Here is a 20602-nt window from a genome sequence, read left to right as displayed (position 1 = left end):
GTGCTCAGCCGAGGCCCTGGCGCACCGCCGGGCTCGGCCGCAGCGCCGGCTTGAAGATCTGGATCGCCCGCTCGCGCCGGACCGGCGCCGGCCGGTAGACCTGCTTGGTCGCCTCGACGAGATGGACCCCGGCAAACGGCAGGGACAGCGCCGAGCCGACCTTCTCCCAGGCGCTGGCCGAGCCGAGCACCAGCGATTTCGTCACCGGCGGCACCCACAGCGCCTGGCTCCAGGCCACCGGCGTGAACGAGCTTTCGCGCATCAGCTCGGTGAGCTGGCTCGACGAATAGGGCCGGCCCTGTCCGAACGGCGTCGTGTCGCGCTGGGCCCAGAGCCCGCGCCGGTTGGGCACGACGGCGAGCACCCGGCCGCCGGCCGCCAGCACCCGCCAGACTTCGCCGAGCACGGCCTGGACGTCGTCCGCCACCTCCAGGCTGTGGACGATCAGCACCCGGTCGACCGCGGCATCGGCGAGCGGCAGGCGATCCTCTTCCACCAGCGCCGCCTTGCTCGGCCGCGCGGTCGGCCAGTGGATCACGCCCTGACGCGCCGGCATGAAGGCGATCGACCGTTCCGCATCCTCGCGGAACAGGCCGAGATAGGGCGTGCAGTAGCCGAGGCCGACGAGGCTCAGGCCGCGCGCCGTCGGCCAGTGCGCCTGGATGGCATTGTTGACCACGCGCCGGGCCACCATGCCGAGCGAGGAGGAGTAGAAGGCGCGCAGGTCGATGACGTCGGACACGTGAGCCGGGAACCTTGGGCTACAGAACTTTCAGGCAAGCTTTGCCGAGAATGAAATGGCGCAAGGCCGCCGGCAATGACATAAACCGCCGAGCCGCGCCGCGGAAGGTCAAAGCCGAGGGAGACGATCATGGCTGCCGACATCGAGCTCTTCACCTGCCTCAGCGACAATTACGGCGTGCTGATGCATGATCCCGCGACCGGCGCGACCGCCGCGATCGACGTGCCGGAGGCGGCGCCCGTGCTCGCCGCCGCGGCCCGGCGCGGCTGGACGATCAGCCATATCCTGGTGACCCATCATCATCCCGACCATGTCCAGGGCATTGCCGAGGTGAAGCAGGCGACCGGCGCGCGGGTCATCGCCAATGCCGCCGACGCCCATCGCATCCCGCTGGTCGACGAGACCGTGCTCGCCGGCGGCACGGCGCGGTTCGGCAACCAGAGCGCCGACATCATCGATACGCCGGGCCACACCGTCGGCCATATCGCCTATCATTTCGGCGCGGAGAGCCTGCTGTTCGCCGGCGACACCCTGTTCGCGCTCGGCTGCGGCCGCCTGTTCGAGGGCACGCCGGCGCAGATGTGGGCCGCGCTGCAGGCGCTTGCGGCGCTGCCGCCGGAGACGCAGGTCTATTGCGGCCACGAATATACCGAGTCCAATGCCCGCTTCGCGCTGACCGTCGATCCCGGCAATGCGGCGCTTCAGGCGCGCGCCAAGGCGGTGGCCGAGCTGCGGGCCGCCGGCCGGCCGACCATTCCGACCACCATCGCGCTCGAAAAGGCGACCAACCCGTTCCTGCGCGCCGGCGATCCGGCCATCGCCGCCGCGCTCGGCATGGCCGGCGCGACGCCGCTCGCCGTGTTCACTGAGCTGCGCGAGCGCAAGAACCGCGGCTGATCCGCCGGCCTGTGGCGTTTTCCGAGCGAAGCGGCGGCCGATCCGCGAAGAAAGCGCGTCAGGACGACGGTCTAGAAGTCGACGGCGATGCCGCCGACCTCCCAGTCGTCATAACGCACGGGATCGGCGCCGCCGCGGCCGTGATGTTCGGGATTGCGGGCGAGCTCGGCCGCCTTGGCTTCGAGGGCGGCGCGCCGTTCGGCGGCTTCGGCGAGCGCGCGCTTGGCCGCTTCGCTCAACACCTTCGGCGCGTCGGGCGCCGCGAGCGTCGAGGGCTGAGCCACCTCGACCGCGGTCGAAAAACGTGGGTTTCCGGTCATGGCGGCATGAGAAACGCCCGGCGCCGTACAAAGTCAAGCGGCCGCCGTTGACCGCTCGCGGCGGCCCGCTATAGTCCGCCGCGCGTTGCCCCTATGGCGGAATTGGTAGACGCGCTCGACTCAAAATCGAGTTCCGCAAGGAGTGCTGGTTCGATCCCGGCTAGGGGCACCATCCTGATTTCCAGCGGCGTCCGCCGGAGACCGGATTTTATATTAAAATCAAAACGATGAGCCGATTGTTCCGCGGCACCGACTGCACGCCGTGGGGGGCGGATTCCCGTCCAGCCTGTTGGCACGGCTGGTGGTATGCGGCCCGATGGCCGGCGGCGATACCACCATCGCCGTCGCGGACGCGACGACGGTCCTGATATCAGCCCGAGCCTCGCCGTGATGCCACGGAAGCGTGGCTGCCTGCCGGCCATGACCCTGCTCCAGCGAGATACGGCACAGCGAAACGTCCTTGCGAGCGGCAGGCACGGCGGCGACGCTCGGTCGCCGGCCGGGGCGCGGAAGGGCGGCGGGACCATCGCCGGCAACGGGTGCATTTTCGACAGTCGAGCAGCGCACCCGACGACCTCTCTAGTCAATCAGGCGAACACAGTCGCGCCCATCGCTTTTGGCCTGGTAGAGCGCGCGATCGGCCCGATTCAGCAGCGCGTAAAGGTCTTCGTTCTCGCGCGCGATGGCGATGCCGAAGCTGGCGGTCGGGCGCGCTTCGCCCGAAACGATGCCTGGTGCGACGTCCTTGAATGCCGACCGGGCCTGTTCGGCCAGCGCCTGTGCGGTGAGGCCCTTGCCTGGCGAAAGCAGGATGGCGAATTCCTCGCCGCCGAGGCGGGCCATGATCGCGTCGCGCGGCGCCGTCTTCTTGAGGACCTCGGAAAAGCTCTGGATGATCCTGTCGCCGCTGATATGGCCGAACCGATCGTTGATCGATTTGAAGTGATCGAGATCGCTCAGGATCATCGCGACCGGCGCGCCGGCGGTCTGCCGCGCCAGCGCTTTGAGCGCGCGCGGCTCGAAGCCGCGGCGATTGAACAGCCCCGACAAGGCGTCGACCTGCGCATCCGACTTGATGCTGTCCATGACGTCGCTCGCGATCACCGCGAATATCCCCACCGCCATCATCGCGCAGATGAGCGCATCGGAGATCGAGACGATCAGCCAATAGGCACCCTCGAACTGCTCGTCCGCGATGCCGGACGCGAGCAGAAAGAAGGGACGAAGAATGAAGCCGACGCACGAAACGATGATCAGTCCAAAGAGCACGTGCTCGACAGGCGTGGCGCCCGCGCGCTTCCTGACGTCAAACAGCATCAGCAGGCCGACGGCAGTGAGCCCCGAATTGAGGCAAACGACTCTCGCCAGCAGGCTGGGTTCGACGAACTGATAATAATAGAGAATTCCCAATGTGACGGCGGCGACGACCAGCAGGACGCCATGGCGTGGCGGCTGCCCGCGCCGGGCGGACAGACCGGCGGACAGCAAGGTCATCGACAGCATCAGGAACACGTTGGCCGAGAACCGAAGCACCGGATCCTGCAGTGCAAAGGCGAAATAGAAGATGCCGAAGCCCAGGGCCCGCGTCGCATATGACAGCGCGAGCACCCTGATATAGGCCAGATCGCGGTGATGATACCAAAGGGCGGAGAGCGCGGCGCAGAAGAGTGCGGGCATGCTGGAATTCAGAAGCCCGATCACATCCCTATAAGTCATGCTTCGCCACGCATGGTGACCAACTCTCGCACCCGCCTTCACTCTGCAACGGCGCGATAGCACATCGCCCGTAAATTGCAGGTGAACTCGGACGCACCCAAACGGACAACCGCCCGCCCGCTCGCGACCCCGGCACCTGCCGGGCAAGCCGCGACCGGGCCACGGCTTGACGAGCCGCGCCAAGGAAATGGCGCATCCCTACCGTCGAGAGATGGAAAGCCCGCCGGGTCGATCCGCGCCCGCGGCGCCGTGGGGCCGCATTCGACCTGGGTGGGCCACGGACAGAAAAAGGCCCGCCTTTGGGGGAAGGAAAGGCGGGCCAAGTGACTTGAGGGCTAAGAATGCGGCATTCAAGGGAGCCCTTCGAGCGTCACGCGCCTCGTGAGCGAACGGAGCGTCCGGGCTACGGTGTCCCGTCTCCGCATGTGCGGAGGGCGGGGTCGGGACACTGTATGTCGCCGAACGCGGCGGGCCCCAATAGGTTCCCGGCAAAACAATATTTCCTGCAGAAAAATCAGAAGAAGCCGGCGCGGCTACACCATGATACCTTGGCTTGCAATGGCGTGAATACTCGCCTACCAATAGTGGATCTCGCAGGCGGCTCTATGAGCTTTCGGCCGCCTTCCCTCTTCTCCAGCGCAGCAACATCACGCCGAGCCATCCGGCCGTCTCCGGCTGCGCAATTTGGTGCGCCGGTGGGGAAGCAGACGGACATTCTCCAAGCAGGTCAGCGCGCCGATTTGCCGTCAGCGCGGGAAGGGAATTTTTCCATGCCCCAAACCTTGCGCAATCTCACCGAGCGCGGCGTCTATGACGCCGAGGCGCTCGCCACGCTCGAGTGCATATATCTTGCCGTATGCGGCATGCTCGATATTGGCTGCGACGACCTGGATGGCCGGCATATCATCGCCAAGGCCGTGCTCTTCGCGTTCGATCGCGGCACGCGCGATATCGATCAGCTGAAGGCTGCGGCGATCATCGCCAGCAAGACGCCCCTTCTGGAGCGCGGGCGCCAGCGCACCGCGGCCTGAGCGCCGGCTATGACGCGCGAAAAGCCGGCCGCGCGGGTTTAGCGGCCTTCGGCGATGCGCTTGGCGGACCGCCTTCGCGCGCTCTCAGAACTCGGCATAGACCTCGACGACGTTTCCCTCCGGATCGCGCACGAAAATGGCACGATGACGGGGCCGCGGCAGGTCGATCGGGCCGTTGATGATCTCCGCGCCCTTGGCGACGAGCTCGGCATGACAGGCCTCGATCGCCGAGGGCGGAACGCGGAAGGCGAGCTGCACGGCGGCCGAGCCGGGCACGGCGGGACCGTCCTCCCAGCCGAGCCATGGGCCGCGCGGCCGGAGGGTGAGCAAGGTCGACCCGACCCGGAACTCGACCCATCTCTCGCCGTCATGGCCGATCGGAAAGCCCATGACGTCGGCATAGAAGCGGCGCGTCTCGGTCATCCTGTCGCAGAGCAGGATGATGTAGTCGCAGATGCGGATCTCTCTCAGGCTCATCGCAGTCGCTCCTCGCCGGGATACCGCGATCGGCGTCGCGGCCAATCGACAATCGCCCTTGCTCAAATTATCTATAAATACATGAGCAAGCCGACCGAAGAAACACTTGCCGCGCGCATCAGCCGCATCCTGGCCGACCGCATCATTGCCGGTGAGATCGCGCCCGGCGCGCGGCTGCGCCAGGACCATGTCGCGGCAGAATTCGGCGCGAGCCATGTGCCGGTGCGGGAGGCTTTCCGCCGCCTGGAGGCGCAGGGCCTGGCGGTCAGCGAGCCGCGCCGTGGCGTGAAGGTCGCCTCCTTCGCCCTTGCCGAGGTGAAGGAAGTGGCGGAGATGCGCGCGGCGCTCGAGGCGCTCGCCCTGCGCCATGCCGCGCCGAACCTGACGCCGGCCATTCTCGCCGCGGCGGAGGATGCGACGCGCGCGGGCGACAATTCGCGCGACGTGCGGTCCTGGGAAGCGGCCAATCGCGGCTTCCATCGGCTGATCCTCGCGCCTTGCGGCATGGCCCGCCTGATGGCCTCCATCGACGATCTGCACGCGGCGAGCGCGCGTTTCCTGTTCGCCGCCTGGCGCTCCGACTGGGAAGCCCGCACCGACCACGACCACCGTGCCATCCTGGCCGCCCTGCGCCAGGGCGACGTCGAGACCGCCTGCGCAACCCTGGCCCGCCACGTCCAGTGGGTCGGCCACCGCCCGGTCGTCACAGCCGGCGGGCGCCCGCGCAAGGTCTTCGCGATCGTCGGCTAGATTATCTATAAAATCGACTTTCGCGCTTGCGAATCCGATCATCCTGTGGATTCGCTATAGATGATGATCAATATTATCTATAATTTACAGGACCAGATATGACGGAGATCGTCTCGACGAACAAGCCACGCCCGCAATCGGCCGCGCGCACCATCGCAACGATTGCCCTCGGCGTCGTCTTCATCACCATCTGCGCCAAGCTGCGCGTGCCCTCCTGGCCGGTGCCGATGACCCTGCACACCCTGGCGGTCATGACATTGGCGGTCGGTTTCGGGCCAAGGCTCGCGACCGCGACCTTCCTCACCTATCTCGCCGTCGGCGCGGCCGGCCTGCCGGTCTTCTCCGGCTCGCCCGAGCGCGGCATCGGCCTTGCCTATCTGATGGGGCCGACCGGGGGCTATCTCGCCGGCTATCTCGCCGCCTCATGGGTCACGGGCACGCTGGCGCTCGGCCGCCGCACCCTCGGCCGCACGCTCGCCATGCTGGCGGGCCTCGCCGTGACCTATCTCGCCGGCCTGGCCTGGCTCGCGCTGTTCGTACCGCTCCGCGACGTCATGGCGCTCGGCTTCATGCCCTTCATCGGAGGCGACCTCGTCAACATCGCCATGGTCGCGACCGGCGCCCTCGTCCTGCCCGCCCGTCTTGCCGCGAGGCTCGGCCGATGAGCTGCGCCGAGGCACCGACGAAACCGGCCGGCCGGCCGCCGGAGCCGGCGGCGCCGCCGCGCGGCGACTGGAGCCAGGCAGAGGCCCGGGCGATCTACGACCTGCCCTTTCCGGACCTGATGTTCCGCGCCCAGGCGATCCATCGCCGCCATTTCGATCCGACCGCGATCGAAACGGCGACGCTGCTGTCGATCAAGACCGGCGGCTGTCCCGAGGATTGCGGCTATTGCTCGCAGAGCGCCCGCTATCGGACCGGCGTCAAGGCGACCAAGCTGATGCCGCGCGAGGCCGTGCTGGCGGAAGCACGGCGCGCAAAGGAGGCGGGCGCCACCCGCTTCTGCATGGGCGCCGCCTGGCGCAGTCCGAAGGACCGTGATCTCGACGCGGTCTGCGCCATGGTCGCGGACGTCAAGGCGCTGGGCCTCCAAACCTGCGTGACGCTCGGCATGCTGACGCCGGCGCAGGTCGGACGGCTCGCGGCCGCCGGCCTCGACTACTACAGCCACAACATCGACACCTCGCCGGCCTTCTATCCCGAGATCATCACCACCCGGACGATCGACGACCGGCTGGAGACGCTCGGCCATGTCAGGGCCGGCGGCATCAAGGTCTGCTGCGGCGGCATCGTCGGCATGGGTGAGACCATCGACGATCGCATCGCCATGCTGGTCACGCTCGCCAGCCTTCCGGCCCATCCCGAAAGCGTGCCCATCAACCTGTGGAACCCGGTAGCTGGCACGCCGGTCATGGACCGGGCCGAGCCGGCCGAGCCGATCGCCTTCGTGCGCCTCGTCGCGCTGGCCCGCATCCTGATGCCGGCCAGTGTCGTCAGACTGTCGGCCGGTCGGCAGGCCATGAGCGACGAATGGCAGGCGCTCTGCTTCCTCGCCGGCGCCGGCTCGATCTTCACCGGCGACGTGCTGCTGACCACCGCCAATCCCGCGCGCTCGAAGGATGCCGAGCTCATGGCCCGGCTTGGCCTGAGGCCGGCGGCGCTCGACGCCGGAGCGACGCGGGCGCCGTGACCGCGCTGGCGCCGGTCCCACGCATCAGCGTCACCGGCACCGATACCGGGGCCGGCAAAGACCGTCTTCGCCGCCGGTCGCCCCGGCGGCGCGACTTTGCGGCGCTGCGGCGCGCCTGCCGCGCCGCTGTCGATCCCGCCCGCCCAGGCATCTGAAACGGCAAAAGCCAATCCCGCCACACTTGTCACTCACGGGGCCCGCGCGAGCGGACCTAGCCTGCGCTCCGACGCCCCCACCCGTTGGAGTTGCCGATGTCCGCGCCCATGCATCAGACCCCTCCCTGGTCGCCCTCGACCTGGGCTGCCGTCGCCTCGCTCGCCTTCGGCAGCCTCGCGCTGGTGTCGAGCGAGCTCCTGCCCATGGGCCTGCTCACCCCGCTTGCCCGCGACATCGGTGTGAGCGAGGGCGCCGCGGGCCAGGCCGTCACACTGACCGCGATCTTCGCCGGCATCGCCGCCCCCACCATCGCCCTCCTCATCGGCCGCACCGACCGCAAGCTCATCATGCTCGCGCTCTGCCTGCTGGTGACCGCATCCAATGTCGCGGCCGCTTTCGCCTGGACCTACTGGGCGCTGCTCGGCGCCCGGATTCTGCTCGGCATTGCGATCGGCGGCTTCTTCGCGCTCGCCGGCGCCACCGTCGCCCGCATCGTCTCGATGGACGGTTTCGGCCGCGGCATGTCGATCGTCTTCCTCGGCGTGTCGGCGGCAACCGTCGCCGCGCCGCCGCTCGGCGCCCTGATCACCGAGGCCTATGGCTGGCGTGCCGCCTTCCTCGCGGCGGCCGGCTTCGGCCTCGTCGCGCTGGCGCTCCAGGCGGTTTGGCTGCCGCGCGTGCCGGCAGGCGGCGCCACCAGCCTTGCCGCCCTGTTCGGCCTGACGGCCCGCGTCGACGTGCGTGTCGGCCTGGTTGCCGCCCTGCTGATCGTCGGCGGTCATTTTGCCGGCTTCACCTTCATCCGCCCCTATCTCGAAACCGGCACGCAGCTCGGCGCCGGCGCGATCGCCGCCGTCCTCTTCGCCTATGGCCTGGCGAGCCTCGTCGGCAATGCCGTCGCCGGCCCGTTGGCCGACCGGTCCCTGCGCAGCGGCTTCGCCCTGACCGGACTGGTGCTCGGCGCCGCCGCGTTCGGCCTCGCGGCCCTCGGCGGCAGCCTCGCGCCCGCCCTCCTCTTCAGCGCGCTCTGGGGGCTCGGCTTCGGCGCTGCGCCGGTGATGATCCAGACCTGGATGGGCCGCTCCGCGCCCGATCAGCTCGAAGGCGTCGGCGGCCTGTTCCTCGCCGCCCTGCAGTTCGCCATCGCGCTCGGCGCCATCGGCGGCGGCGTGGCGGTCGACCACTACGGCCCGACCGTGCCGCTCGGCATCACCGCCGCCTGCGGCCTCACGGCCGCAGTCCTCATCGCCGGCCGGTCGTCGCCCGGCACGCCGCGCGACGACGCCCTCGCCGCGGCCAGGTGACCGCTCCGCCGCCGTTCCCGTTTCAGGAGACCATCATGTCCACGCCATCCGATCGCACGCCCCGCGATGCCATATCGCGGCGGCACGTCGTCCAGGCCGCCGCCACCCTCGCAACCGCCGCGACGGCCGGCCCGGCTCTCGCCGACGGCCGCGCAGCGAGCCTCGCGGGCCTCACGCCGTTCAAGGTGGCGGTGCCGGAAGCCGCCCTCGAGGATCTCAAGCGGCGGCTCGCCATGACCCGCTGGCCGGAGCCGGCCACCGAACCGGGATGGTCGCAGGGCGTGCCGGTCGACAGGCTGCGGCGGCTCGTCGACTTCTGGCAGGCCGGTTACGACTGGCGAGGCTTCGAAGCCAGGATCAACGCCTTTCCGCAATTTCGCACCGAGATCGACGGGCTCGGCTTCCATTTCCTGCATGTGCGCTCGAAACACGAAAACGCCTTGCCCATTATCCTGACCCATGGCTGGCCCGGCTCGGTCGTGGAGTTCCTGAAGGTGATCGGCCCGCTCAGCGACCCGACGGCCCATGGCGGACGGGCGGAGGACGCCTTCCACCTCGTCATTCCCTCGCTGCCGGGCTACGGCTTTTCCGACCGGCCTTCGGCCGCCGGCTGGGACGCGCGCCGCATCGCGCGCGCCTGGACCGACCTGATGGCGCGGCTCGGCTACACCCGCTGGGTCGCCCAGGGCGGCGACTGGGGCGCGGTCGTCACCAATGTGCTGGCCCTGCAGAAACCGCCGGGCCTTGCCGCCATCCATCTCAACCTGCCGCTCGCCATCCCCGCGAGCCTCGAGGGCGAAGGCGCGACGCCAGCGGAAGGCGCAGCACTCGCCGCGCTCCGGCGTTTCGTCACCGACGGCTGGGGCTACAACCTCATGCAGCAGACCAGGCCGCAGACCATCGGCTACGCGCTGGCCGATTCGCCGGTCGCGCTCGCCGCCTGGATCTACGAAAAATTCGCCACCTGGACCGACAATGACGGCGATCCCGAAACCGCGCTGTCGCGCGACGACATGCTCGACGACATCACGCTCTACTGGCTGACCAATACCGGCGCGTCGTCCGCACGGCTCTACCGCGAGAACGCCAAGCTCGGCATGAGCCAGGGCGTCGTCGACTTTCCGGTCGGCCTCAGCATCTTTCCGAAGGAGATCTTCCGCACGCCGCGCAGCTGGGCCGACAGGACCTATCCGAACCTCATCCACTGGAACGAGCTCGACCGGGGCGGCCATTTCGCCGCCTTCGAGCAGCCGGCCTTGTTCACGCGGGAACTGCGCGACTGCTTCCGCACGGTGCGCCGCGCCTGATCCCGTTCGGGAGGCGGGCGCCGGCGAGCGACCGGCCATCATGCGGCCCGATTCGTCCTGTGTCTCACCGGCCGTCGGCGGTCCCCGCCCACGGCACGCATTCCATGACCGAAGCAGCCCCTGCTCCGCCCGCCTTTCCCGCCGAATGGCGCATCGTCGCGGCCGAACTCATGGCCGACACCGTCTCGAGCCATGTCTGGCTGGTGCACCGGGCCGACGGCGGCCGCGCCGTGGTCAAGGACGGCAAGCCGATCCCCGATCTCGCCGACGTGCTGCGCGGCGCCCGCTATCTTGCCTGGCGCGAGGGCGACGGGGCGGCCCGGCTCCTCGCCGAACATGGCCGGATGATGCTCATCGAACATGCCGGCGACCATATGCTCGCCGAGGAGATCGCAACGGCGGGCGATGCTGCGGCCACGCGCATCGCCGCCGATCTGCTGGCGCGCCTGCTGGCCCCTGCGCCGGTGCCCGATGCCGCGGACTTCCAGCCGCTGCGCCGGCGCTTCGCCGGCCTGTTCGCCAAGGCCGATGCCGACCGCAAGGCGGGCCGGCCGGGGCTCTATGGCGAGGCCGCCGCGCTCGCCGAGCGGCTCACCGCCGCGCCGGCGCGCAGTGTGCCGCTGCACGGCGACGTGCACCACGAGAACATCCTGAAAGGGCCGCGCGGCTGGCTGATCATCGATCCCGTCGGTCTCATTGGCGATCCCGCCTATGACGCCGCCAACCTCTTTTCCAATCCGCTCGACCGCGACGATCTCTGCCTCAGCCCGGAGCGCATTGCCGGCATGGCCGCGATCCTCGGGGAAGCGCTCGGCATTGCGCCCCGCCGCCTCCTCGACCACGCCTTCGTCCATGCCTGCCTGTCGGCCGCCTGGCACGCCGAGGACGGGAGCGACGAGGACGAAGCGCGCGAGCTCGCTGTCGCCCTGGCCGTCCGAAGCGTGCGCGACGCAGGCGACTGAACGCGCCCCATGGCGCTTGCGGACGAAGGCTACGCTTCGCGTGACCGAAACGCGTCGGAAAGCCTCTAGCCCAGAGCCGCTGCGCGCGTCACCAGCTCAGCCTTGCGGATCTTGCGGGTCGGCGTCATCGGCATGTCGTCGATCAGCTCCAGCCGCTCCGGCCAGCGCAGCCGTGCCACGCCCTCGGCCTCGAGAAAGGCACGGAGCCCGGCAAGGTCGAGCTGTGTCCCCTCGCGCGCCACTGCGAAGCAGCAGGCCCGTTCGCCCAGAACCGGATCGGGCATCGGCACGATGGCGCAGATCTCGACGGCCGGGTGGCGCGCGATCGTCGCCTCGACATCGGCCGGATTGAACTTGACGCCGCCGCGGTTGATCACCTCCTTGAGCCGGCCGGTCAGGGTGAGATTGCCACCGGCATCGAGGCGGCCGAGGTCGCCGGTGCGGAACCAGCCGTCCGCGGTGAAGGCCGCCGCGCTCGCTTCGGTATTGTCGAGATAGCCGGCAAAAACCGAGACACCACGCACCTGCAGCTCGCCCTCCTCGTCCGCGGCCGCCGGCCCCGCCTCGCCGGCAATGCGCAGCTCGGTGCCCGGGCTCGCCCGGCCGACCGTGCCGAGCCGCGCCGCCTCGGCATCGCCGGGCCGGGTGAAGCTGCCCGCCTGCAGCTCGCTCATGCCCCAGAGCTGGCACACCTTGCCGTCGGGCATGAGGTCCTGCAGCGCCCGCGCGAGGTCCGGCGGGCAGAGGCTGCCGGAAATCAGCACGAAGCGCAGCGAAGCCAGCCTGTCGCGGTCGATCAGCCCCTGAGCGAGGCCGGCCGCCAGATGCGCCGGCGCGACGAACAGGCCACTCGGCCGGTGGCAGGTCAGCGCCTCGGCGAGGCCGGCGGGCGTATAGGCGGGCAGGATCGCTGTGGCGGCGCCGGCGGCGAGCGCGAGATTGACCGAGAACAGGCCGTAGAGATGGCTGAACGGGGCCGCCGACAGCAGCACGGCGCGCGCGTCGATGCCGAGCTCGGCCGCGCTCAGCCGGGCATTGGCGAGGAACCTGCGCGCCGGCACGGGCACGCCCTTGGGCGCGGCCGTCGTGCCCGACGTGTAGAGCAGGACGAAACGGTCGTCGGGGCCTGGCCGCGCATCGGGCAGCGCCGTGGGCGCGGCCCTCAGCGCCTCGAAGGCGATCGCCTCGGGCGTGCCCGCCCCGACCGCCGCCACCAGGCGCAGATGCGGCAGGCGCGGCCGCAGCGACAGGACCAGCCGGGCCGGGCTGCCGTCCTTGCCGGCGCCGAGGCAGATCATCGCCCTGGCGCGCGAGTGGGCGACGAGCGGCTCGATCTCACCCGCGCGATAGGGCATGTGAACGGTCTGCAGCACGGCGCCGAGATAGCCGCAGGCGAGATAGGTCGTGACGAAGGCGGCGCCGTTCGGCAGCTGCACCGCAACGACATCGCCCCGGCCGATGCCGTGGGCCGCAAGCCCGGCCGCGAGCGACATGGCCGCCGCCCGCAGCGCGCCGTAGCTGAACGTGCCGTCGGGCCCCGCAAGCGCCGGGGCATCGGCGTGCATCGCGGCATGACGGTCGAGCCAGGCGGCGAGCGTGTCCGGCACCGGCGCCACATCCTGCACTGCGGCAACCATGACCGGCCTCCCTCGTCGATCGTGTCAGGCGGCGCGCGCCGGCTCCCGTCGGGCCAGCCCGCCATGGAGGTCCAGCATGGCCTCGCGCCAGGCCGCCAGCCGGTCGGCCGGATCGAGCAGCTCGAACCGGCTGACGATGCGCGCCCACTGGAACAGGCTGAACAGGATGTAGTCGGCATAGGCCGGCTGCGCCCCGCAGAGGAACGGCTGGCCGCGCAGGGTGGCGCGGAACGGATCCAGCAGCTTGCGGAAGCCGAGGATATCGGTGTCGCGCGCCGCGGCGAGCTCCTCGAGCGAGCGGCGGAACAGGCCCTCGATCTGACCGCGCAGATGCCCGGCATCTTCGGGCCCGACGCAGGCGACGACGTCGACCATCACCAGCGGCACGAGCTGGGGCACCAGGCTGCGGTCGACATAGGTATTGACGAAGCGGCTGAGGCCCGTGCCGATCGGTCCGCCGAACAGGCTCGGCCGGTCCGGCCAGGCCTGCTCGAGATAGGCCGCGATGGCCCAGGAATCGGACACGACCGTGTCGCCGTCGACCAGGATCGGCACCTTGTCCTGGCCGCTGAAGGCGATGGCCTGCTTGTCGCTGACGGCAACCGGCCGGACGTCCGCGGCAAGCCCCTTGTGGGCCAGGGCGAGTCGTGTCCGCCAGGAGAACTGGCTGTAGCGGCGCCCGTCCAGCCCACCGAGCTCGTAGAGGATCAGGGTCATGGCAACCGCACCGGTTCCGTGCTTAAGTCATCACTGATTTTACGTCGCACTTTCAGTGAGTCAATGACCATGCCGGCGCATCGCAAGGCCCCCGCCCGGATCGAGGCCACCGACGGCAAGGCGGCAGGCCGGCGTTCCGCCCCGCCGGCGCCGGCGCATCTTGCCTCGGGCGATCACGAGGCGGCGGTGACCGAGTTCGAGCAGGCGCTGATCTGCGCGGGCGAAGCCTTCGTGCGCTTCGCCGGCGCCCTGCTCGGTCCCGAGGCGCGCGAGCACAATCTTTCCGGCCAGGACTGCGTGATCCTGCAGCAGCTGGTCACCGCCGGCGAGCCCCGGCGGGTCGCCGACCTCCTGCGCTTCGCCAATCGCGAGGACGTCTCGAACGTGCAGTACAGCCTGCGCAAGCTGATCAAGGCCGGGCTCGTCCGCCTCATCCGCGGTGCCACCAACCGCGACGCCGCCTATGCCGTCACCGGCGAGGGCCTTGCCGTCACCGGGCGGCTGGTGGCCGCGCGGCGCGAGCTGTTGATGCGGCCGACCGGCGCGATCCCCGGGCTCGACGGCCAGCTCCGTGCGCTGACCGACACGCTCGGTCTGCTCACCGGGCTCTACGACCACGGCACACGCCTGCTCGCCGGACGCCGCCCGGGCTAGGGTTCGACCGCTCTCGCGCCAGGTCCGCGGGCCCGCCGGCAGGACAAGGCGGCCGGACGGCGCGCAGCCCTGCCCGCCGCGCTGGACTGGCGCGCGATTTGGACCGACAAGGGCCACGGCGGGCCGACGGCCCCGCCCCGGCGGATGCCGGACCGCACGGAGAGCGAGGCATGCGGCTCAACAGACGGCTCGTCCCCGACATCCGGACGCTGCAGGCCTTCGAATGCGCCGCGCGGCATCTCAGCTTCACCCGTGCGGCGGTCGAGCTGAACCTGACCCAGAGCGCCGTCAGCCGGCAGATCCGCGAGCTCGAAGTCCAGCTCGGCGTCGCGCTGTTCGAGCGGGTGCGCCAGCGCGTGGTGCTGACCGCGAGCGGCGAGGCGCTGCTGCGCGACGCGCAGAAGCTGCTGGTCCAGACCGAGGATGCGGTGATGCGCGCCATGGCGACCGCCCATGCCGCGGTCTCGCTCGACATCGCGGCGCTGTCGACCTTCGGCAGCCGCTGGCTGATGCCGCGGCTTCCGCGCTTTCTCGCGGCCCATCCCGGCACCGTGCTGCACATGGCGACGCGCGACGCCCCGTTCAGCTTCGAGGACGAACCCTTCGATCTTGCCATCCATCACGGCAAGCCGGCCTGGCCGGGCGCGACCTGCACCTTCCTGTGCGACGAATGGATCCTGCCGGTGGCAGCTCCCGCGGTCATCGCCGCGCACCGGCCCGCCGGCCCGGGCGATCTCGCCGCGCTGCCGCTGCTGCACCTGTCGACGCGCCCGGGGCTCTGGGCCCAATGGTTCGCCGACAATGGCGTCGAGACCGGCAGCGCCTATCGCGGCCACCGGCTCGACCAGTTCGCGCTGGTCATCGAGGCGGTGACCGCCGGGCTCGGCCTCGCCCTGCTGCCGCGCTATCTCATCGAGAAGGAGCTGGAGGCCGGCACGCTGGCGGCCGTCTTCGACCGGCCGCTGCAGACCGACAGCCGCTACTATCTCGCCGTGCCCGACAACCGCGCCGGCAGCGCGCTGACCCAGGCCTTCTCGGCCTGGATCATCGGCCAGGTCAGCCCGGCCGGCCGGGCGCGCGGCCCGGCCTGACCTTCATCGGCCCGGCGCCGCGCCGATCAGCCGGCGCGCGGCGTCGGTGGCCTCGGTCATGCTCATGCCGCCGCGCGGCGCGCGCAGCAGCATGACGCCATGGCTGAGCGCCAGCTTTTCGCTCAGGCAGCGCCGCTGCCGGTCGGTGATGGCGTCATAGTCGGGCGTATGCGCCCGGCCGAGCGTGCGGCGGATCATCTCGACGCCGGCAAAGCCGAGGGCATCGGCGAGCACGTCCTGGAGATAGCGCGCCAGCACCGCCTCGAGCGCCGCCGCCTCGGGGAAAAGGCGCATGGGATAGGCGTCGCCCGTGCGCTTTTCGCGCCAGAGCGCCGCGAAGCGCGCGGCAAAACCGGTCCAGATCTCCTCGACCGCGCCGAGCACGAAGGCGCGGTAGGCGGCGCGGCCGCCTGGCTCGGTCTCGTAGGCGAGCTGGGCGAAGCAATTGAGGAAGAGGTTGCCGATCAGCATGCCGATGTCGAAACCCATCGGGCCGAACACCGCGAATTCGGGATCGATCACGCGCGTATCGGTCTCGGTCAGCATGATCGAGCCGGTATGGAGGTCGGCATGAAGCAGGGCGTCGCTGCGCGTCAGGAAGGCGAGCTTCAGCGCGCTGACCGCCTGTTTCAGCACCTCGTCGCCGCGGATCGCCGCGGCCTCCGCGTCGAGCTCGGGGCTCGTCCAGCGGTTGTTGTCGGACAGCGTGAACGGCTCGGTGAAGACGAGGCGCTCGGTGATCTCGCACAGCTCGACATTGCCGGCGAAGCGGGCAACCTTCCGTCGCTTGTCCGAGGCGGTGAGCGCGAAGTCGGAGGTGGCGAACAGGCAGGCCGACAGATAGGCCGCCATATGCTCGGCGAAATGCGGATAGACGACGCCGTCCATCATGCCCTTGCGCATGATCACGTGCGGGCTGAGGAATTCCTGGCCGAGCAGGGCGCGCTCGGCGTCGAAATGATGGATGGCCGGCACATGGGCCGGCGCATGGCGGGCGAACTCCTCGAGGGCGAGCTTCTCGTAGGTCAGCCGCTCGGCGGTCAGCGCCCGCGCACCGCCCGACATGCGCGAATAGGGCATGGCCTGCTTGATCGCCAGCGCCCGGCCGCCGCCGGCGACATGAAAGACGAAATTGAGATTGCCGTCGCCGATCTCGCGGATGCTGAGGTTGGCCATGTCCGCGCCGAAGAAGGCGGACAGCCCGGGATCGGCGGCAATGTGCGCGGCGAGCGCCGCGGCATCGAGCGGCTGGGACGGGGCGGCGATGGCCGGAGAGGCTGTCATGGGGAGGTCTCGTCGGTCGAACGGCTGGCCGGCCGTCCCGGGGACGGCGCGGCGCGGGAATAGGGGCAGGTCCTGCGGCCTCGCATCCGGCGCGCCGCGCCCGGACCTCCGCTATCGGGGACCCGATAAGCTGAATCCGGTTGAAACTCGAAAAAGAAATATCACAATAGCGCCAACATGCGTCAATATGGTGCTGCCGATGCGGCGCCATGCGGGCGGCATTGTCCACGCCCCATTGCGCGCGGGCCGGAACGGCGATAGCGGCGGAGGTCCTGGAAGAAGCGCCATGAACGACCAAGCCCCCGAATCACATCCTGCCGAGCAGCAGGCCGCGCCGGCGCCCGGCGGCGTCACCCGTCATATCGCCGACAGCATCCGCGCCCGCATTCTGGCAGGCGGGCTGAAGAGCGACGAGCGGCTGCCGACCGAGGACGAGCTCGCCGAGACCTTCGGGGTCTCCCGCCCGACCATTCGCGAGGCCCTGAAGCGGCTCGCCGCCCAGCATCTGATTCGCTCCAAGCGCGGCCCGGGCGGCGGCGTCTTCGTCAACCGGCCGAGCCTCGAGCAGACGCGCGAGAGCGTGGTCGGCATGATGGCGCTGCTCAGCAGCATGGGCTCGTTCTCGCTGGTCGACATTGCCGAGGTGCGCCACGATCTCGGCATGGTCTGCCTGCGCTACGCCATCCAGCGCCGCAGCAATGACGACCTCGCGGCCATGGAGAGCCAGCTCCTGCTGCAGGAGGACGCCTCCCTTTCCGATACCGAATTCTGCGCTGCAGACGTCGGCTTCCACCGCGCCATCGCCGGCGCCGCGGGCAACAGCGTGATGAGCTTCGTCATGCAGGTCCTGCTCGACGCGCTGATGCCACCGGCCAACATGGTGGTGTTCAAGTTCCGCGACCGCGAGAAGATCGCCGCCTATCACCGGCGCATCCTGCTGGCGGTCCACGCCCGCAACCCACGCGCCGGCGAAGAGGCCTTCACCGAGCTGATGGACTACCTGCGTGCCCGCTATGCCGAGGCCCAGGACTGGCGCCGCCGGCGCGACGGCGACGAGCGCGCGGGCTGACGGCTGCGCCGGGCGCTGTCGCCGCCCGGCCACGGCCGGCGCTGTCGCGGCAGCTCTGCTGAATTGATATTGATATTTTGAATTATCATATTGTAATTATCCGGCGCCCGGACCGTTCCGGCGCCGGCTGCCGCATGCAGCCGCCGATCCCAGGTGCCCGATGTCCGACATAGCCGTGACCATGCCGACCCTGATGCGCGAGAGCGTGCTGCTCGAGCCCGATCGCGTGCGCATCCTCGACCGGCGGGTCTTCCCCTTCGAGACGCGCTTCGTCGACTGCGCCACGGTCGAGGCGGTCGCCCGGGCCATCGAGGAGATGGTCACGCAGAGCGGCGGCCCGTTCTATGCCGCCAGCGCCGGCCTCGTCCTCGCCGCGCGCGAGGCGGCGTCGCTGGCGACCGCGGAGGCCCGTCTGGATCACCTGCGCGCCGCCGGCCGCCGGCTGGTCGCAACCCGCGCGACCAACGACCATATTGCGGGCGTCGTGAAGAGCCTGATCGGCGAGGCCGAGGCTCTGGCCGGCACCGATGTCGATTTCGCCGCGGCCTTCGAGGCCGCGACGCGCGCCGCCTGGGAGGCGCGCCGCGAACGCGGCCGCAGCCTCGGCCGCCACGGCGCCTCGGTCATCGCCGACGGCGACACCGTCATGACCCATTGCTGGGCCGAGGCGACCATCGTCGAGACCATGGCCGCGGCGATCCGGGCCGGCAAGACGGTCAAGGTCATCTGCACCGAGACCCGGCCCTATCTGCAGGGCGCGCGGCTGACCGCCCACAGCCTCGCCGAGATGGGCCTCCATGTCACCGTCATCACCGACAATATGGGCGCCCATGCCATGGATCGCGGCCTGGTGCAGCGGCTGATGACCGCCGCCGACCGGGTCACCATGTCCGGCCATGTGGTCAACAAGGTCGGCACGCTGCAGCTCGCCATCGCCGCCCAGCGCTACCGGATCCCCTATTTCGCCATGGTCCAGGCTCCCGATCCGCGCGCGGCGGGACCGGCCGACGTGCCCATGGAGGAGCGCGATCCGCAGGAGAGCCTCACCTGCATGGGCCAGCGCACGGCAACACCGCTGGCGCAGGGCTGGTATCCCGCTTTCGACGTGACGCCGCCGGACCTCGTTTCCGGTATCGTCACCAGCAAGGGCGTGTTCCCGGCGGCGGCGCTGCCGGTGCATTTCCAGAGCGCGGGAGACCATGGACCATGACCGCCTTCATCAGCGTGGCGGAGCTTGCCGCCAGCATCACGCCGGGCCAGCGCCTGGCCGTCCCGGTCGACTATGCCGGTGTCGCCATGGCGGTGACGGACGAGATCATGCGCCGGGAAACCGGCGACCTCAGGCTCGTCTGCGTGCCGACCGGCGGCATGCAGGTCGACCTCCTCATCGGCGCCGGCCTCGTCGCGTCGGTCGAGACCAGCGCGGTCAGCCTCGGCGAAGCGGGCGGCGCGCCCTGCTTCAACCGCGCGGTGCGCGAGGCTGCGATCAAGATCATCGACGCCACCTGCCCCGCCGTCCATGCCGGCCTGATGGCGGCGCAGAAGGGCGTTCCGTTCATGCCCATGCGCGGCCTGATCGGCACCGACGTGCTGGCCAACCGGCCGGACTGGCTGACCATCGCCAATCCCTTCGCGCCCGACGATCCGATCGTCGCGATCCCGGCCATCCATCCCGACGTCGCCCTGTTCCACGCGCCGGTCGCCGACCGCGCGGGCAATGTCTGGATCGGCCGCCGGCGCGAGCTCGCGGCCATGGCCTATGCCGCCCGCCGCAGCCTCGTGACCGTCGAGCGGATCAGCGAGACCTCGCTGCTGGCCGACGAGAAGACCGCCGCCGGCATCATTCCGGCGCTCTATATCGACCGGATCGCGGTCGCGCCGAACGGTGCCTGGCCCTATGGCCTGTGGGGCGAATATGCGCCGGATACCGCCGAGCTCGTGCGTTATGCGGAGGCCGCCCGCAGCCCCGACGGCTTCCGGGCCTATGTCGCGGCACGCGGCGAGAAGCTGAGGAGCGCGGCATGAAACCGGCAAGCCACCGCGAACGGCTGATCGCGACCATCGCCGACCTGCTCGCCGGCGTCCGCCATGTCGCGGTCGGCGCCTCCTCGCCGATACCCGCGGCGGCGGCCATGCTGCTGCGGGCCCGCCAGGAGGCGGCCGGAGGCGACGACGTCCGGCTCTCGATCCTCGGCTCGGTCGAGCACAACTTCTTCACCAACGGCAGCGCCGAACTGTTCGACTGCGCCGGCCAGGGCCGCATCGACGCCTTCTTCCTCGGCGGCGGCCAGATCGACGGCGCCGGCAACATCAATCTCGTCGGCGTCGGCGACTATCCCAACACCAAGGTGCGCTGGCCCGGCTCGTTCGGCTCGAGCTACCTCTATTTTGTCGTGCCGCGGGTCATCCTGTTCCGCGAGGAGCATACGCCGCGGGTGCTGGTCGAGAAGGTCGACTTCATCAGCGCGCCGGGCACCAGCGCGCCCGGCGTCCACCGGACCGGTGGACCTCACGCCCTGCTGACCAGTCTGGCGCTGTTCGCCTTCGACAAGGACAGGGGCCGCTTCCGGCTGACCAGCATCCATCCCGGCCACGACCTCGCCGAGGTCCAGGCGGCCACCGGCTTCGCCTTCGACGCGCCCGACACGGTGCCGGCGACGCCGGATCCCGACCCGGACACTCTCGCGCTGATCCGCGGCCGGATCCTCGACGAGCTCGCGGAAACCTATCCCCATTTCGCCGGCCTCCTGAAGGCCGAACTCGCCGGCGCCGACGCCGCGGCATGATGACGGAGTTGC

The 20602-nt window shown here is 70.0% G+C and carries 21 protein-coding genes and 1 tRNA gene; 15 read left to right on the top strand and 7 right to left on the bottom strand.

All coding sequences use genetic code 11. The features are described from left to right. Positions 1 to 4: 4 nt before the first annotated feature. Positions 5 to 694, bottom strand: coding sequence for a class I SAM-dependent methyltransferase (locus OZ671_RS11300; protein ID WP_268860852.1), 690 nt, complete (start codon positions 692 to 694; stop codon positions 5 to 7). Positions 695 to 871: 177 nt separating this feature from the next. Between OZ671_RS11300 and gloB the strand changes: the two genes are divergently transcribed. Next, positions 872 to 1639 (top strand): hydroxyacylglutathione hydrolase, encoded by a 768-nt coding sequence (gene gloB, locus OZ671_RS11295; protein WP_268860836.1) that lies wholly within the window; start codon positions 872 to 874, stop codon positions 1637 to 1639. Between the two features lie 71 nt (positions 1640 to 1710). On the opposite strand, the gene OZ671_RS11290 is transcribed toward gloB, so the two are convergent. Further along, positions 1711 to 1959, bottom strand: coding sequence for a DUF1674 domain-containing protein (locus tag OZ671_RS11290; protein ID WP_268860835.1), 249 nt, complete (start codon positions 1957 to 1959; stop codon positions 1711 to 1713). Between the two features lie 87 nt (positions 1960 to 2046). On the opposite strand from OZ671_RS11290, the gene OZ671_RS11285 reads away from it, so the two are divergent. Beyond that, positions 2047 to 2131: transfer RNA gene (locus tag OZ671_RS11285), tRNA-Leu, on the top strand. A gap of 407 nt (positions 2132 to 2538) precedes the next feature. Here the strand turns inward: OZ671_RS11285 and OZ671_RS11280 are convergent. Continuing rightward, positions 2539 to 3636: a GGDEF domain-containing protein gene (locus OZ671_RS11280; RefSeq protein ID WP_268860834.1), complete on the bottom strand. Its 1098-nt coding sequence runs from the start codon at positions 3634 to 3636 to the stop codon at positions 2539 to 2541. Positions 3637 to 4127: 491 nt separating this feature from the next. Between OZ671_RS11280 and OZ671_RS11275 the strand changes: the two genes are divergently transcribed. After that, complete coding sequence (locus OZ671_RS11275) at positions 4128 to 4706, top strand: hypothetical protein (protein ID WP_268860833.1); 579 nt, start codon at positions 4128 to 4130, stop codon at positions 4704 to 4706. 84 nt (positions 4707 to 4790) lie between these two features. On the opposite strand, the gene OZ671_RS11270 is transcribed toward OZ671_RS11275, so the two are convergent. Beyond that, positions 4791 to 5183, bottom strand: coding sequence for a VOC family protein (locus OZ671_RS11270; RefSeq protein WP_038303037.1), 393 nt, complete (start codon positions 5181 to 5183; stop codon positions 4791 to 4793). A gap of 81 nt (positions 5184 to 5264) precedes the next feature. On the opposite strand from OZ671_RS11270, the gene OZ671_RS11265 reads away from it, so the two are divergent. The 6 genes from OZ671_RS11265 (at position 5265) to OZ671_RS11240 (ending at position 11352) form a co-directional block, all read left to right on the top strand. Then, positions 5265 to 5933: a GntR family transcriptional regulator gene (locus tag OZ671_RS11265; protein WP_268860832.1), complete on the top strand. Its 669-nt coding sequence runs from the start codon at positions 5265 to 5267 to the stop codon at positions 5931 to 5933. A gap of 98 nt (positions 5934 to 6031) precedes the next feature. Then, on the top strand, positions 6032 to 6598 hold the full coding sequence (locus OZ671_RS11260; protein ID WP_268860831.1) for a biotin transporter BioY: 567 nt from the start codon (positions 6032 to 6034) through the stop codon (positions 6596 to 6598). Further along, positions 6595 to 7623: a biotin synthase BioB gene (gene bioB / locus OZ671_RS11255; protein WP_268860830.1), complete on the top strand. Its 1029-nt coding sequence runs from the start codon at positions 6595 to 6597 to the stop codon at positions 7621 to 7623. The genes OZ671_RS11260 and bioB overlap by 4 nt, the downstream gene beginning before the upstream one ends. Positions 7624 to 7886: 263 nt before the next feature. After that, positions 7887 to 9083: an MFS transporter gene (locus OZ671_RS11250; protein WP_268860829.1), complete on the top strand. Its 1197-nt coding sequence runs from the start codon at positions 7887 to 7889 to the stop codon at positions 9081 to 9083. Positions 9084 to 9118: 35 nt separating this feature from the next. Then, positions 9119 to 10390: an epoxide hydrolase family protein gene (locus tag OZ671_RS11245; RefSeq protein ID WP_268860828.1), complete on the top strand. Its 1272-nt coding sequence runs from the start codon at positions 9119 to 9121 to the stop codon at positions 10388 to 10390. A gap of 104 nt (positions 10391 to 10494) precedes the next feature. After that, positions 10495 to 11352 carry an aminoglycoside phosphotransferase family protein gene (locus OZ671_RS11240; protein ID WP_268860827.1) on the top strand — a complete coding sequence of 286 codons (858 nt, stop codon included), beginning with the start codon at positions 10495 to 10497 and terminating at the stop codon, positions 11350 to 11352. Positions 11353 to 11417: 65 nt separating this feature from the next. Here the strand turns inward: OZ671_RS11240 and OZ671_RS11235 are convergent, their stop codons facing one another. Both OZ671_RS11235 and OZ671_RS11230 read right to left on the bottom strand, forming a co-directional pair. Next, positions 11418 to 12989 (bottom strand): class I adenylate-forming enzyme family protein, encoded by a 1572-nt coding sequence (locus tag OZ671_RS11235; RefSeq protein WP_268860826.1) that lies wholly within the window; start codon positions 12987 to 12989, stop codon positions 11418 to 11420. A 24-nt stretch (positions 12990 to 13013) separates the two neighbouring features. Next, positions 13014 to 13706, bottom strand: a complete 693-nt coding sequence (locus OZ671_RS11230) for a glutathione S-transferase N-terminal domain-containing protein (protein WP_268860825.1) — start codon at positions 13704 to 13706, stop codon at positions 13014 to 13016. A gap of 69 nt (positions 13707 to 13775) precedes the next feature. Here OZ671_RS11230 and OZ671_RS11225 point away from each other — a divergent pair, with 69 nt between their 5' ends. Together OZ671_RS11225 and OZ671_RS11220 are read left to right on the top strand one after the other, a co-directional pair. Further along, positions 13776 to 14360: a winged helix DNA-binding protein gene (locus OZ671_RS11225; protein WP_038303069.1), complete on the top strand. Its 585-nt coding sequence runs from the start codon at positions 13776 to 13778 to the stop codon at positions 14358 to 14360. A gap of 170 nt (positions 14361 to 14530) precedes the next feature. Then, the gene (locus OZ671_RS11220; RefSeq protein WP_268860824.1) at positions 14531 to 15451 is read left to right on the top strand and encodes a LysR family transcriptional regulator; all 921 of its coding nucleotides are present in this window, start codon (positions 14531 to 14533) and stop codon (positions 15449 to 15451) included. 3 nt (positions 15452 to 15454) lie between these two features. Here OZ671_RS11220 and mtnK read toward each other — a convergent pair whose 3' ends face one another. Further along, a complete protein-coding gene (gene mtnK / locus OZ671_RS11215; protein WP_268860823.1) occupies positions 15455 to 16735 on the bottom strand; it encodes an S-methyl-5-thioribose kinase in 1281 nt (426 codons plus the stop codon). Between the two features lie 286 nt (positions 16736 to 17021). Between mtnK and OZ671_RS11210 the strand changes: the two genes are divergently transcribed. The 4 genes from OZ671_RS11210 (at position 17022) to OZ671_RS11195 (ending at position 20590) form a co-directional block, all read left to right on the top strand. Continuing rightward, on the top strand, positions 17022 to 17804 hold the full coding sequence (locus OZ671_RS11210; protein WP_268860822.1) for a FadR/GntR family transcriptional regulator: 783 nt from the start codon (positions 17022 to 17024) through the stop codon (positions 17802 to 17804). Positions 17805 to 17964: 160 nt separating this feature from the next. Further along, positions 17965 to 19014: a s-methyl-5-thioribose-1-phosphate isomerase gene (locus OZ671_RS11205; RefSeq protein ID WP_268860821.1), complete on the top strand. Its 1050-nt coding sequence runs from the start codon at positions 17965 to 17967 to the stop codon at positions 19012 to 19014. Continuing rightward, positions 19011 to 19829 carry a CoA transferase subunit A gene (locus OZ671_RS11200; RefSeq protein WP_268860820.1) on the top strand — a complete coding sequence of 273 codons (819 nt, stop codon included), beginning with the start codon at positions 19011 to 19013 and terminating at the stop codon, positions 19827 to 19829. Before OZ671_RS11205 ends, OZ671_RS11200 begins: the two co-directional genes overlap by 4 nt. Beyond that, entirely contained in the window at positions 19826 to 20590 is a 765-nt protein-coding gene (locus OZ671_RS11195; protein WP_268860819.1) for a CoA-transferase, read from the top strand. The genes OZ671_RS11200 and OZ671_RS11195 overlap by 4 nt, the downstream gene beginning before the upstream one ends. Positions 20591 to 20602: the final 12 nt, after the last annotated feature.

Source organism: Phreatobacter sp. AB_2022a (genome assembly GCF_026847585.1).
Lineage (GTDB): Bacteria > Pseudomonadota > Alphaproteobacteria > Rhizobiales > Phreatobacteraceae > Phreatobacter.
This window is presented reverse-complemented; position numbering and strand designations above follow the sequence as displayed.

Coding starts and splice junctions, on each gene's coding strand:
- OZ671_RS11195 (WP_268860819.1), top strand. CDS start 19,826: ATGAAACCGGCAAGCCACCGCGAACGGCTGATCGCGACCATCGCCGAC.
- OZ671_RS11260 (WP_268860831.1), top strand. CDS start 6,032: ATGACGGAGATCGTCTCGACGAACAAGCCACGCCCGCAATCGGCCGCG.
- OZ671_RS11200 (WP_268860820.1), top strand. CDS start 19,011: ATGACCGCCTTCATCAGCGTGGCGGAGCTTGCCGCCAGCATCACGCCG.
- OZ671_RS11250 (WP_268860829.1), top strand. CDS start 7,887: ATGCATCAGACCCCTCCCTGGTCGCCCTCGACCTGGGCTGCCGTCGCC.
- mtnK (WP_268860823.1), bottom strand. CDS start 16,735: ATGACAGCCTCTCCGGCCATCGCCGCCCCGTCCCAGCCGCTCGATGCC.
- gloB (WP_268860836.1), top strand. CDS start 872: ATGGCTGCCGACATCGAGCTCTTCACCTGCCTCAGCGACAATTACGGC.
- OZ671_RS11245 (WP_268860828.1), top strand. CDS start 9,119: ATGTCCACGCCATCCGATCGCACGCCCCGCGATGCCATATCGCGGCGG.
- OZ671_RS11225 (WP_038303069.1), top strand. CDS start 13,776: ATGCCGGCGCATCGCAAGGCCCCCGCCCGGATCGAGGCCACCGACGGC.
- OZ671_RS11240 (WP_268860827.1), top strand. CDS start 10,495: ATGACCGAAGCAGCCCCTGCTCCGCCCGCCTTTCCCGCCGAATGGCGC.
- OZ671_RS11220 (WP_268860824.1), top strand. CDS start 14,531: ATGCGGCTCAACAGACGGCTCGTCCCCGACATCCGGACGCTGCAGGCC.
- bioB (WP_268860830.1), top strand. CDS start 6,595: ATGAGCTGCGCCGAGGCACCGACGAAACCGGCCGGCCGGCCGCCGGAG.
- OZ671_RS11205 (WP_268860821.1), top strand. CDS start 17,965: ATGTCCGACATAGCCGTGACCATGCCGACCCTGATGCGCGAGAGCGTG.
- OZ671_RS11270 (WP_038303037.1), bottom strand. CDS start 5,183: ATGAGCCTGAGAGAGATCCGCATCTGCGACTACATCATCCTGCTCTGC.
- OZ671_RS11300 (WP_268860852.1), bottom strand. CDS start 694: ATGGTGGCCCGGCGCGTGGTCAACAATGCCATCCAGGCGCACTGGCCG.
- OZ671_RS11235 (WP_268860826.1), bottom strand. CDS start 12,989: ATGGTTGCCGCAGTGCAGGATGTGGCGCCGGTGCCGGACACGCTCGCC.
- OZ671_RS11290 (WP_268860835.1), bottom strand. CDS start 1,959: ATGACCGGAAACCCACGTTTTTCGACCGCGGTCGAGGTGGCTCAGCCC.
- OZ671_RS11230 (WP_268860825.1), bottom strand. CDS start 13,706: ATGACCCTGATCCTCTACGAGCTCGGTGGGCTGGACGGGCGCCGCTAC.
- OZ671_RS11280 (WP_268860834.1), bottom strand. CDS start 3,636: ATGCCCGCACTCTTCTGCGCCGCGCTCTCCGCCCTTTGGTATCATCAC.
- OZ671_RS11275 (WP_268860833.1), top strand. CDS start 4,128: ATGTCGCCGAACGCGGCGGGCCCCAATAGGTTCCCGGCAAAACAATAT.
- OZ671_RS11265 (WP_268860832.1), top strand. CDS start 5,265: ATGAGCAAGCCGACCGAAGAAACACTTGCCGCGCGCATCAGCCGCATC.
- OZ671_RS11210 (WP_268860822.1), top strand. CDS start 17,022: ATGAACGACCAAGCCCCCGAATCACATCCTGCCGAGCAGCAGGCCGCG.